The sequence below is a fragment of the Bradyrhizobium sp. LeoB3 genome, from assembly GCF_055456055.1.
Genome location: NZ_JBVBEF010000077.1, coordinates 25,184 through 36,683, shown reverse-complemented (window position 1 = coordinate 36,683; position 11,500 = coordinate 25,184). Strand labels below are relative to the sequence as shown.

The window sequence follows — 11,500 nt, the reverse complement described above, 5'->3', positions numbered from 1 at the left end:
TCATATCCTTGACTTCCCGGAGGAACGGAATGCTGCGCTGAATCAGTTCTTCTCGGCTTCCCATAGTCGTCTCCTTATCTTCTCGATTGGGCTCTATGTTTCGAAACCCGCGAACGAGGCGAACTCATCGACGTCCGCCCGCGGCATCAATCTCTCGGTCATCGCAACCTTGGCGTTCCCGATCGAGATGCCGCACACCACTATCTGCTCCGGCGGGATCGACAGCAGTGGGCGCAGGATCCGGTGATATCTAGAGAACGTCTCCTGCGGACAGGACTGAAGCCCACGCCCGGCCGCGGCCAGCAGCACGTTCTGAATGAACATTCCGAGGTCGAGCCAGCTTCCGACTTCCAGCCGCCGGTCGATGGTCACGATCAATCCCACCGGCGCGCCGAAGAATGCATAGTTCTTTGCGGTTTGCCTCCTCCGGGCTTCGACATCGGCTTGAGCAATCCCGAGCGAGCCGTAGAACAGTCGTCCGAACTGCTGGCGGCGATTGAGGTATGGCTCAGGCAAGTCGCTGGCGTAATACTTGTACTCGGACACGTGCTCGTCGCGGCACGTCTCGTTCGCCTCCAGCAACGCCGCCGATACGCGGTCCTTGGCTGCGCCGGCGAGCACGTAGACGTACCACGGCTGGATATTCGCCCCGCTCGGTGCGAACCGCGCGATGCGGAGGATCTGCTCGATGGTCCGTCGCGGGATCGGAACATCGGCGAATTCACGGCACGCGAAGCGGCCGGCGATGATCTCGTCGATCCGATTCTGCGCGACGCTGCTCGCCGCACCGTCGCCGATCACGGCTTCTTCGAGAGCGGACATCCTCCTTCCTCCATCGGTTTGAAGGCTTCTTCCCCAGGGATTGTCGCGAGCAGCTTGTAGTAATCGAACCTATACTTGGACTCCTCCGGAGACTTGACACGGAACAGATACATATCGCGCACCAGCCGGCCGTCCTCCCGGATGCGGCCGTTCTTCGTCATGAAATCGTTCACGGGCATTTCACGCATCTTGGCCGCAACAGTCGGGCCATCCAGAGTACCCGCCGCTTCAACCGCCTTGAGGTAGTGCATGACCGCGCCATAGGTGCCCGCATGGATCATGGTAGGAACCTTTTGGGTCCTTTCGATGAAGCGCTTCGACCACGCGCGGGTCTCGTCGTTGAGGTCCCAATAGAACGCCGAACTGAGCATCAGGCCTTGGGCGCTCTGCAGTCCGAGGCTGTGAATGTCGGCAATGAAGACGATCAGGCCGGCAAGCTTCTGCCCGCGCGCAACTCCGAACTCGCCGGCCTGTTTGACCGCGTTGATGAAATCGCCGCCCGCATCGGCGAGCGCGATCACGTCCGCCTTCGAGGATTGGGCCTGCAGCAGGAACGAGGAGAAATCTGGTGTATTGATCGGATGCTTCACGGTGCCGACGACCTTGCCACCGGTGGCGTCGATGACCTTGCGGCTGTCGGCCTCGAGTTGCGAGCCGAGGGAGTAGTCGGCTGAAAGGAAAAACCAGGTTTTTGCGCCGAGACGTGAGATTGCCTTGGTCGCACCCTGCGACAGCGCGTAGGTATCGTATGTCCAATGGATTCCGGTCAATGAGCATTCGTCGCCGGTAAGGCGAGAGGTGGCGGCGCCGGTGGCAAGGAAGAGCTTCTTCCTGTCTCGCGTGATGCCCTGCACGGCCAGAGCGACGGCGGAATTCGGCACGTCGAGGATAGCGTCGACATTTTCATTCTCCAGCCACCGCCTGGCTATCGCCGAGCCGACGTCAGCCTTGTTCTGGTGATCTCCCGCAACAATCTGGATGGGCCGTCCGAGCAGCTTTCCGTTGAAGTCATCCACCGCCATCTGTGCCGCGACGACCGAACCCTGGCCACCATTGTCCGCGTAGAGCGAGGACATGTCGGACAGGACGCCGAGCTTGATGGGGCCGTCCTGTGCAATCGCCGGCATCACCACCGCCAACAGCGTCAGCGCCAATCCGAGCGATTTGCGCTGATTACCTCGGACCGGCTTTGCCAATGATGTTATCATGCCTCTGCTCCAAGCCGACCAACGCAATCATGCCCAAACGGCAGTGATACGGAAGTGAAACTTTTGCAGAGTCATCCTGAACCGTCTTCAGATCAGAGCGAAGATAGCGATACAGCACGTTCTTCGGCATCCACTCGGTTGCATCCGCGGTGCGCCTGACCTTAATTGGACGGGGCGGCAGCAACTTATCGAGCCGATCCGTCAGTGACCGGAGGAGATCCCGTGTCTGTTTCGTTCAACACATTGGATCTGAACCTGCTCAAGGTCTTCGATGCCGTCATGGAGGAACGCAGCGTGCTGCGGGCCAGCCAGAAGGTTGGACTCAGCCAGTCCGCCGTGAGCCACTCGCTCGCGCGGCTCCGCGAAATCCTGGACGACGACCTGTTCGTGCGCACAGCGACAGGCATGCAGCCGACGGCGCGCGCGCTGACGATGGCGCCCCAGGTTCACGAGGCCATGCGAGCGCTGGAGGCCGCGGTCGAACTAGCGACCTTCGTGCCGGCCTGCTCCACCAAGCAGTTCACGCTGGCCGCCAACGATTTCACCACGATGGTGCTGTCGTCTCCGCTCCTGAAGATCCTTGGCTGCGAGGCGCCCACGATCGACCTGATGATCAAGCCGGTGACGCGGATCGACCTCGCCGAGCAGCTCGACCTTGGGCGCATCGATGTCGCTATCGGCGTCTTCTCGCACCCGCCGAGCCGCTTCCGCTCAACCCTGCTGTTCGAATACGACGATGTACTGATCGTTGGCGGAAAGCGCGAGCTCGGCCGGCTGGACAAGGCGAAGCTGTCACGCCTGCCGCTGGTCGTCGTCTCCTTTGGCGGCGAGCAGGAGGGCGCGATCGGCGGTTTCATCTCCGAACGAGGTCTCGCCAGACGCTCGGAAATGTACGACAGCGCCGCGCTCGAGCGGGCGCTCGCCGAAAGCGACCGCCCGCCGCGAATCGCGGTCTCCTTGCCGCATTTTCTCGCCCTGCCCGCCCTGCTGGCCGATTCCGAACTAGCTGCCATCGTCCCGCGCCCGTTGGCGAGAGTGCTCGAGCAAAACTATGCCATCAAGACCTGCGAGCTCCCTTACACCACGACGCCGGTGGAGGTTCGGATGCTGTGGCACGAACGTGTCGAGGCCGAACCATCGCACGAGTGGCTTCACGAGGTCCTGCGCCGGGCGACCGAAGAGCTCAGGCGCGGCGCGAGCTGACGGCATGGCGCGTCGGCGCCCGTTCGCGCCCATTTATTTGGCTGCCATGGTGCCGGAAAGCGGCACCCAGCGCTCGCCGTCGAAGCGTTGTGGCCGGAGCGACTTGATCAGGCGATAGTCATCTGGGCTCGTGTTGACGGTGATGCCTGGAATCAGGCCTGGTAGCGTTACGTTCTTCAGGGACGTGGCATGCTTCATGATGTTTTGTGGCGTAAGGTCATCGCCACATGCTTTGATCACCTTGGTCATGAGAACGGCGACGTTCCATCCGGTGAAGTTGAGCTGATCCTCAATGTCTCCTTCGGGGTAGTATTTCTTCATGAAAGCCAGCCACTCCAGGTAGGCGGGGTCGTTGGCCCATTCGGGATCGCCCACGGTCTTGGTCGGCGTGGCCGAAATCGCACCCTTCGCGTTTTCGAGCCCTGCCGGCTTGAGGATCGTCGCCACGAAGTTGCTTCCGATCGGCAGTAACTGCTGGGCGCGCCATCCAAGCTGGCTCGCCTTGCGTATCGCCTGCGAGGTGAATTTGCCGGTCGACGCATTCAGGAAGACGTTGGCATTGCTGCTGGCCAGCGACACGACCTGTGAATCAACGGTCGGCGACGTCACCTCGTAAGGCGCGGTAGCAACGATCTCGGCCTGCGGATCGAGGCGCGCCAATTCGGCCTTGAAGCTGCGAAGGTATTCGCGTCCATAATCATCGTTCTGGTAGAGCACCGCAACGTGGGCCCGCGGAATGGTCTCGGAAACGAGCCGCGCGTAAATCGCCGCTTCGGTGCTGAACAGGGTCATTCCCGAGATGGTATATGGACTGGTCTTCGGGTCGGCAAAGCGGTCGGTGGCGGCGAAGACGAAGAGCTGCGGCACCTTCCGGCCGTTGAGATATTTCTGGACCGCCGCGTTCTGCGCGGTTCCCATGCTGCCGAAGATCGCAACGGCCTCATCGTTCTCGACCAGCCTGCGCGTCTGTTCCACGGCCTTTGGCGGGCTGTAGCTATCGTCGAGCGAGATCAGCTTGATCTTGCGGCCGTTGATTCCGCCGCGTTCGTTGATCATCTGGAAATAGCGGATCTGGACCTTGCCGACCGCGCTCAGCGCCGACGCCGGACCGCTATAGGGCATTGTCTGCCCGAGGATCAGCTCGCGCTCGGCCGCCTCGGCGGCGCATAACGTGGCCAGTGAAACCGCGAGAAAGAGTATTGCGCCAAGCCCACGCATGCGACCTCCCCAATATAGATAATGTTTCTTACTCGGAATATTCTTCCTAGGAAGATATTTGTCAACACCGGAGCGAGAGGTCGCGTCGCCGCCGCATTCCCCGGGCAGGACCTTGGACCAATACTAGGAACTTGCGCCGCGACACCTGAATTGGAGAGTGCTAGATTGCACCAAGACGTGGTGCCGGTGCCGCTGGCGCAGACTAGCGAGGGTAGAAAGGAATGACGAAAAAGACCGTGTCGCGCGGTGTGGAGCCAATCACCAAACGGGCGCCAAAGCACGATAGCAGCCTTTACGACGACATCGAGGCCGCCTGGCTTGAACAGCGCCCCGATCTCGACCTGACCGCCGCATTAACGCTGCTGCGGCTGGAGCGCGTCAACCAGCTTCACGAAAAGCGGCTGCTGGGCATATCAAAAGCGGTTGGCCTGCAGACCGGCGAGCTCTACGTCCTGCTGGCGCTCAGACGCTCGGGAAGACCATACGAGTTGCGCCCGACCGACCTGTTCCGCGCTCTGCTCGTCACCTCGGGCGCCATGAGCAAGCGGGTGGCGCGGCTCCAGGAAGGAGGGTTCATCCTCCGCGTTTCGGCGAACGATGATGGCCGCTCCGAGCTGGTCCGGCTCACCTCGAAGGGCCTTGCGACCGCTGACCGCGGCATTACCGAGATCGCGAAAGTTGTGGAGAGCGTGATCGACGCGAGCGGGCTAAACAAGGCCGAGATCGGGATGCTTGACCGGTGCCTGCGCAAACTTTTGGCGGTGAAGACCGTGAAGGCGACGAAGAAGATTGGCCGCCTCGCTGCGACCGGCTAGGGACGCGAGATCAGGCGACGGTTTTCTCGTCCGCCTTCAGCAGTGATTTGATGTCGAGCGAGCAGTCTCCGGCCTGCTCCGGCGCCGGAGAAATGCCTGCGGCAATGAGGCGCCGTGCTACCATCTGGTCGCCGGGTCTGTTGATGCTGTCGGCCGCGACCAATCTTCCCTGCCTGTAATGGAACACGGAGAACCTGCCATCCTCGACGGAGCCACGGGTCACGACCTGGTCGCTGCGTCCAGAGAGCCCGACGATCTGTAGTTTGAGATCGTACTGATCCGACCAGAACCGCGGGACACTGTCGTACCGCTCGTGGCTTCCCGCAATAGCAAGCCCTGCCACCCTGCCCTGGTCCTGGGCGTGCTGGACCGATTCCATCCTGATCCACTCATCTGCGAACCGGTTGTAATGATTTGCGCAGTCGCCCGCAGCGTAAATGCCGGGAACTTCCGTGCTGCCGTGCTCATTCACGACGATTCCATTGCAGCATTTCAGCCCGGCGGTACTTGCGAGTTCATCATTGGCGATTACGCCAATGCCCACCACGACGAGATCGGCACGCAGACGAGTGCCGCTGCCGAGAACGACCTCGGCGATCCTCCCATCATGCCCGGTCATCGCAACCACGGTCTCACCCAGCCTCACATCGACGCCCGCCCGTGCATGGGCATCGAGCAGGAAACGCGAGACAATCGTCGATACGGCACGTTCAAGCAGCCGGGAGGCGGCCTCGATCACCGTGACCTTGTTGCCAAGCTTTGCCGCCGAGGCAGCAACCTCAAGTCCAATGAACCCGCCCCCGACGACGACGATCTCGTTCGCCTGCTCCAGTCGCCCCTTGAGATCGCAGGCATCAGTGAGGGATCGAAGATAGCAAATCCCATCGAGTTCGGCGCCGGGGACCAATATGCGCCGAGCACGCGATCCGGTGGCGATCACGAGACTGTCGAAGTCCAGCCGGGCGCCGCCCGCCAGCGCGACCTGTTTCGCTTGCCGGTCAATCTCCACGGCCCGTTGTCCCAGAACGAGGTCGATCCGGTTGCTCTTGAAGAACGCATCATCCCGCAGAATCAGCTGCGGCTCGCGAACTTCGTTGAGCAAAAAATCCTTTGACAGCGGTGGTCGTTGATACGGGAGCGATTTCTCCTCGCCGACGACGGTCACCGGTTCGGCATAGCCGGCATCACGGGCGCTGAGTGCCACCTGAACACCGGCATAGGATGCGCCGATGACGACAAGCCCGCTCACGGTGTGGCGTCCGTCACGTTGTCGCGGACATCCTCACTTGCAGGTCCGCCGTCGAGATGCACATAGACTTCGCGATCGCGGATCTCGACCTTGAATGCTCTGACATCCTTGTAGGCGCCTGAGCGGCACCTGCCGTCGCGTACGTCGAACATCGCACCATGCAGCGGGCATTCGACGAGATGCCCCTCGAGAAAGCCGGTGGAAAGCAGGGCGAACGCATGCGAGCAGACATCATCCGTTGCGAAGATCTCGTCGTCGATCTTGTAGAGAGCGATGCGCTGGTCGCCGATCTTGAAGCCGACAGGCTCTCCTTCGGGCAGCTCGGTGGCGGCGCATATATGTTTCCAGGTCATGGCATGGGGTCTCCTGAGGCGGCAATAAACGACTGGCGATCCGCGCGGCGCGTCCGATGCAGTCAGCGAGGGATCTGTCGCCAGTCCTCCGAGGCGGACGCCAGCCGGCCGCCGACCGCGCGGATATCCTTGTAGGACATGCTGTCGCTCTGGGCGCTCTTCGGCGGCTTGCCGTCCATGAAGCCGTGCACTTCCTCAAGCAATTGGCGACGTACCCGCACAATCGCCTGGTCCGCCGAACAGAGATATTCCTGCGAACGGTCGACGATCGGCCCCATGCTGACCATCACCACGAAATCCTCGATGACGATCTCGTGGAAGCCGGTGCTGTTGCCGGCATCCATGATCTGGCGATTCTGCCCCCAATTGTTGGCCTGATTGCCCGGGAGGCCGCCCGCCATCGGCCACTGATTGGCACGCTGCACCTTGCGCCAGGAGTCCACCGGTCTCTCGGGATTATAGTAGATGTACCACTGGATCAGGTTTTCATCGTCGATCGGCACTGCGATGATTGCGGTACGATCCTGCTGCGGGCCAGAATAGATCGGCGCAATCAATCCGTAATAGGGCATCACAAACTCGGTGACGCGGGCGAGGCATGAGCCATCGGGCGCGGATCGAAGCGCCGCGGCACGAAAGCCGTACGGCTTCTTCTCGAACTGGTAGCTGACTTCCGTATTGACCCGCGTCGCCGCAAAATCCGTCGCCGAGCTCGCGGTCCAGCTCTGGTGCAGCAAAGCGACATGCGAGGAGTCGATGGTTGCCTCGACGCCCTGCAGCCAATTTGCATTGAGCTCAATGCCGGCCGCGTAGACCTGATCCGGTGGCAAATCCATCCATTCGAAATCCGGTGCGGGGGGCGCCGTTCCCTCGCCGAGCCAGACCCAGATCAGCCCAGCTCCTTCCCGCGTCGGATAGGATTTCACCTTGACGGTCTTTGCAAATTCCCTCGGGTTATTGGGCTCGTTGGGAACATCGAGCACCTCCCCGCTGGCACTGATCTTCCAGCCGTGGAACAGACAGGTCAGAGAGCATTCACCGACACGTGCGAGCGCAAGGGAGGCACCTCTGTGCGGGCAGGCTTCGTCGAGGAAGCCGACGGTCCCATCCGTCCCTCTGAACGCCACGAAGTTGCGGCCGAACAGCTTGACGCGCACTGGCGCTTCGCCCCTGCGCACCCGCACCGAGAGGACGGCCGGCAGCCAATAATGCTGACGCAGCATTCTTCCCATCGGCGCATCACGCGTGACGCGGCACAACAACTCATTTTCTTCCCTCGTGACCATAGCGAGACATCCCTGATTGACGTGTCTGATTAATCCCGCTTATTATCTTCCTCGGAAGATTACTCTGTCAATGAATCTTCCTGGGAAGCAATGTGGGTATGATATGGCCGAGGGACCCCTCAGGGATCGTGTTGCGCTGGTAACGGGCGGAAGCCGCGGAGTCGGAAAGGGAGTGGCGATCGGATTGGCCGAGGCTGGGGCGACGGTGATCGTCACTGCGCGCACGCGCAGCAGTGGCGGGTCGGAATGGCCGGGCTCTCTCGAGGAGACCATCTCGGCAATCGACGAAGCCGGAGGCAAGGGCATCGGCCTCCTATGCGATCATTCGGACGACGGTTCGGTCAGGGAGGTCTTTAACCTGCTCCGGCGCAACCACGGCAGGCTCGATGTACTCGTGAACAACGTGTTTGCAGCGCCGGACGTCATGCCGGTCAACGTTCCCTTCTGGCAGGTTCCAACCTCGCTGTGGGACACCCTGCATCGCGTCGGCCTCCGCTCACATTTTGTCTGCAGCCAGTTCGCTGTGCCGCTGATGCTTCCGCAAAAAAAGGGCCTGATCGTCAATACGTCGTCCGGCGGCGGCGTCCGCTACACGTTCAACGTCCCGTTCGGTGTACAGAAGGCGGGCGTCGACCGCATGGCCCGAGACATGGCGCATGAACTCAAGCCATTCGGCATTTCCGCAGTCTCGATTTGGCCTGGATTCATCAAGAGCGAGAAGCTTGCGGCCCAACCCGATCGTGTGCCGGCGGCACTTGCGAAGCTCATTGCCGAGAGGGGCGAGACACCGGTCTTCGTCGGGCGCGCGATCGCGGCGTTGGCCGCTGATCCTGATGTGATCGCCAAAACCGGACAGGTCCTACTCGCCTCCGAACTGGCGACTGAATACGGCTTTACTGATGTCGACGGAAGAATCCCGCCGCCGCCAAGCCGGGATCCCGCTCCGCTTTCGATATTCAAGCCGATCGTCAAACCTTGAGATCAAACAGGAGAGGCCAATGAGCGTTGCACTGGGAATGATGAGGCCGCTCGCGGAGCGGGACTGGCGCCACCTGTCGCTGGCGATCCTTGCGGGTTTCGCCTGCGCGGTGGCGATCGGTAGAACGTTGCCGCTGGCGATGGACGCGATATCAAGCATTCCGGCGCCGTTATGCGCCGAGAGCGCCTCTTCTGGCTCATCGCTCAACAAAGTCGAGGTGATCAGTTCACATGCCTTGCCGAATGTACCCGGCAAGCGCGTGACCGTGGTCCGCGTCACTTACGGACCGGGCGGCTTTACTCCACCGCACCGCCATGGTGGCTCGGTGACGGCCTACATCACAAAGGGCGAAGTCCGCTCGCAGCTCAAGGGCGGTCCGCTGGAGACATTTGAGGTCGGACAGTCGTTCTTTGAGCCGCCAGGCGCGACCCACCTCGTTTCCGCCAATGCAAGCAACACCGAGCCGGCCGAACTGATCGCCGTCTTCGTCGCTGACGAGGGTGCGGAATTGACGACCCTCCTCGACCGATAGCGGCATGAAAGCAACCAGAAAAAGAAGCGTGTTGCCTGGTCACTTGGAGGAACGGCCGCTCATCAGGCCGCCCGCCTTGCACGTAGTCACGGCAAACTTAGCTCCCAGTCAGCAGCCGATCCGATGCGATCGCCGGTGAATCGCTGGTGCCGATGCAATCGTGCGAACTTGAAAAGTCGCTGCTGGTAAACTGTACCGGAAATCCGATAACCGTTACTGAAGTGCCGGGTGACCGGTTCGCATAATTGAACTCGGGCAACGCATGGAGTTGCCTTTGGAAAGTGCCCTGACGAATAGGAACCAACGATGAGCGATTCTCGTCCTGCGATGACACACGCGACCGGCGCGCCGGTGACGGACAATCTCAACATCATGACCGCGGGCCCGCGCGGGCCGGCGCTATTGCAGGATATCTGGCTGATCGAGAAGATGGCGCACTTCGATCGCGAGGTGATCCCGGAGCGGCGGATGCACGCGAAGGGCTGGGGCGCCTACGGCACGTTCACGGTCACACACGACATCACCCGCTACACCAAAGCCAAGATCTTTTCGGAGATCGGCAAGCAGACGCCGATGTTTGCGCGCTTTTCGACGGTTGCCGGCGAGCGCGGTGCCGCCGATGCGGAGCGCGACATCCGCGGTTTCGCCCTCAAGTTCTACACCGATGAAGGCAATTGGGACATCGTCGGCAACAATACGCCGGTCTTCTTCTTCCGCGATCCGCTGCGGTTCCCCGATCTGAACCACGCGATCAAGCGCGATCCGCGCACCGGGCTGCGCTCAGCCGACAACAATTGGGATTTTTGGTCGCTGCTTCCCGAGGCGTTGCACCAGGTGACGATCGTGATGTCCGATCGCGGAATTCCGAAGAGCTTCCGCCACATGCACGGTTTCGGCAGCCACACTTTCTCGATGGTCAATGCCAGTAACGAGCGGGTCTGGGTCAAATTCCACTTCCGCACCCAGCAAGGCATCGAAAACCTCAGCGACGAAGATGCGGCTGCTCTGGTCGCAAACGATCGCGAGACGCACGGACGCGATCTGCTCAATGCCATCGAACGCGGTGACTTCCCGCGCTGGAAGCTGTTCATCCAGGTGATGACGGACCAGCAGGCCAAGGCCCACAAGCACAATCCCTTCGATCTCACGAAGGTGTGGCCGAAGGCAGACTATCCGCTAGTCGAAGTCGGGGTGATGGAGCTGAACCGCTATCCCGACAACTATTTCGCCGAAGTGGAGCAGGCCGCCTTCTCGCCGGCGAACATCGTGCCAGGGATCGGCTTCTCACCCGACAAGATGCTGCAGGCACGGCTGTTTTCGTACGGCGACGCCGCGCGTTACAGGCTGGGAGTCAATCACCACCTCATTCCGGTCAACGCGCCGAAGTGCCCGTTCCACAGCTATCACCGCGATGGCGCAATGCGCACGGACGGCAATCTCGGCGGCACGCCGAGCTACTGGCCCAACAGCAGGGGGGCCTGGATCGATCGCGACCCGCAGCTTGCCGAGCCGCCGCTCGACTGGACGGGTGCCGCGGCGCACTGGGACCATCGCCTCGATGACGATCACTATGAGCAGCCGGGCATACTCTTCCGCAAGATGACAGCGGCGCAGCAACAACTTCTCTTTGAGAACACCGCCCGCGCGATGGGGGACGCACGTCTCGAGGTGAAGCAGCGTCAGATTGCCAACTGCACGAAAGCCGACCCGGCCTATGGTGCAGGCGTGGCAAGGGCCTTGGGACTTACGCCTGCACAGGCCGCCGCAGAATAATCGGCGGCGGCTCCCAACCACCACAACCGCATGCCCCTTGGCGATTCACACCACTCCGGAGG

General features: G+C 61.4%; 11 protein-coding genes. 5 read left to right on the top strand and 6 right to left on the bottom strand.

Annotation, left to right across the window (positions count from 1 at the left end):
- Nucleotides 1-93 precede the first annotated feature (93 nt).
- Both ACZXDY_RS33900 and ACZXDY_RS33895 read right to left on the bottom strand, forming a co-directional pair.
- A complete protein-coding gene (locus ACZXDY_RS33900; protein ID WP_245287558.1) occupies nt 94-822 on the bottom strand; it encodes a nitroreductase in 729 nt (242 codons plus the stop codon).
- Complete coding sequence (locus ACZXDY_RS33895; protein ID WP_051397139.1) at nt 798-2,030, bottom strand: ABC transporter substrate-binding protein; 1,233 nt, start codon at nt 2,028-2,030, stop codon at nt 798-800. Before ACZXDY_RS33895 ends, ACZXDY_RS33900 begins: the two co-directional genes overlap by 25 nt.
- A gap of 222 nt (nt 2,031-2,252) precedes the next feature.
- On the opposite strand from ACZXDY_RS33895, the gene ACZXDY_RS33890 reads away from it, so the two are divergent.
- Nucleotides 2,253-3,233 (top strand): LysR family transcriptional regulator, encoded by a 981-nt coding sequence (locus ACZXDY_RS33890; RefSeq protein ID WP_464348531.1) that lies wholly within the window; start codon nt 2,253-2,255, stop codon nt 3,231-3,233.
- 33 nt (nt 3,234-3,266) lie between these two features.
- Here the strand turns inward: ACZXDY_RS33890 and ACZXDY_RS33885 are convergent, their stop codons facing one another.
- A complete protein-coding gene (locus tag ACZXDY_RS33885; RefSeq protein ID WP_028167774.1) occupies nt 3,267-4,451 on the bottom strand; it encodes an ABC transporter substrate-binding protein in 1,185 nt (394 codons plus the stop codon).
- A 221-nt stretch (nt 4,452-4,672) separates the two neighbouring features.
- Here ACZXDY_RS33885 and ACZXDY_RS33880 point away from each other — a divergent pair, with 221 nt between their 5' ends.
- On the top strand, nt 4,673-5,266 hold the full coding sequence (locus ACZXDY_RS33880; protein ID WP_051397138.1) for a MarR family winged helix-turn-helix transcriptional regulator: 594 nt from the start codon (nt 4,673-4,675) through the stop codon (nt 5,264-5,266).
- A gap of 10 nt (nt 5,267-5,276) precedes the next feature.
- On the opposite strand, the gene ACZXDY_RS33875 is transcribed toward ACZXDY_RS33880, so the two are convergent.
- The 3 genes from ACZXDY_RS33875 to ACZXDY_RS33865 form a co-directional block, all read right to left on the bottom strand.
- A complete protein-coding gene (locus ACZXDY_RS33875; RefSeq protein WP_028167773.1) occupies nt 5,277-6,515 on the bottom strand; it encodes an NAD(P)/FAD-dependent oxidoreductase in 1,239 nt (412 codons plus the stop codon).
- Complete coding sequence (locus tag ACZXDY_RS33870) at nt 6,512-6,868, bottom strand: Rieske (2Fe-2S) protein (RefSeq protein WP_051397137.1); 357 nt, start codon at nt 6,866-6,868, stop codon at nt 6,512-6,514. Before ACZXDY_RS33870 ends, ACZXDY_RS33875 begins: the two co-directional genes overlap by 4 nt.
- A gap of 62 nt (nt 6,869-6,930) precedes the next feature.
- Nucleotides 6,931-8,091 carry a Rieske 2Fe-2S domain-containing protein gene (locus ACZXDY_RS33865; protein ID WP_464348530.1) on the bottom strand — a complete coding sequence of 387 codons (1,161 nt, stop codon included), beginning with the start codon at nt 8,089-8,091 and terminating at the stop codon, nt 6,931-6,933.
- Nucleotides 8,092-8,224: 133 nt separating this feature from the next.
- Here ACZXDY_RS33865 and ACZXDY_RS33860 point away from each other — a divergent pair, with 133 nt between their 5' ends.
- The 3 genes from ACZXDY_RS33860 (at nt 8,225) to ACZXDY_RS33850 (ending at nt 11,438) form a co-directional block, all read left to right on the top strand.
- Nucleotides 8,225-9,133, top strand: coding sequence for an SDR family NAD(P)-dependent oxidoreductase (locus ACZXDY_RS33860; RefSeq protein ID WP_349642702.1), 909 nt, complete (start codon nt 8,225-8,227; stop codon nt 9,131-9,133).
- 37 nt (nt 9,134-9,170) lie between these two features.
- Nucleotides 9,171-9,665: a cupin domain-containing protein gene (locus ACZXDY_RS33855; RefSeq protein ID WP_028167770.1), complete on the top strand. Its 495-nt coding sequence runs from the start codon at nt 9,171-9,173 to the stop codon at nt 9,663-9,665.
- 306 nt (nt 9,666-9,971) lie between these two features.
- Nucleotides 9,972-11,438, top strand: a complete 1,467-nt coding sequence (locus ACZXDY_RS33850) for a catalase (protein WP_464348529.1) — start codon at nt 9,972-9,974, stop codon at nt 11,436-11,438.
- Nucleotides 11,439-11,500: the final 62 nt, after the last annotated feature.

Bases quoted from the DNA above. Each gene is read 5' to 3' on its own strand.
- ACZXDY_RS33900 (WP_245287558.1), bottom strand. From the start codon at position 822: ATGTCCGCTCTCGAAGAAGCCGTGATCGGCGACGGTGCGGCGAGCAGC.
- ACZXDY_RS33895 (WP_051397139.1), bottom strand. From the start codon at position 2,030: ATGATAACATCATTGGCAAAGCCGGTCCGAGGTAATCAGCGCAAATCG.
- ACZXDY_RS33865 (WP_464348530.1), bottom strand. From the start codon at position 8,091: ATGCTGCGTCAGCATTATTGGCTGCCGGCCGTCCTCTCGGTGCGGGTG.
- ACZXDY_RS33860 (WP_349642702.1), top strand. From the start codon at position 8,225: ATGAATCTTCCTGGGAAGCAATGTGGGTATGATATGGCCGAGGGACCC.
- ACZXDY_RS33855 (WP_028167770.1), top strand. From the start codon at position 9,171: ATGATGAGGCCGCTCGCGGAGCGGGACTGGCGCCACCTGTCGCTGGCG.
- ACZXDY_RS33850 (WP_464348529.1), top strand. From the start codon at position 9,972: ATGAGCGATTCTCGTCCTGCGATGACACACGCGACCGGCGCGCCGGTG.
- ACZXDY_RS33880 (WP_051397138.1), top strand. From the start codon at position 4,673: ATGACGAAAAAGACCGTGTCGCGCGGTGTGGAGCCAATCACCAAACGG.
- ACZXDY_RS33885 (WP_028167774.1), bottom strand. From the start codon at position 4,451: ATGCGTGGGCTTGGCGCAATACTCTTTCTCGCGGTTTCACTGGCCACG.
- ACZXDY_RS33870 (WP_051397137.1), bottom strand. From the start codon at position 6,868: ATGACCTGGAAACATATATGCGCCGCCACCGAGCTGCCCGAAGGAGAG.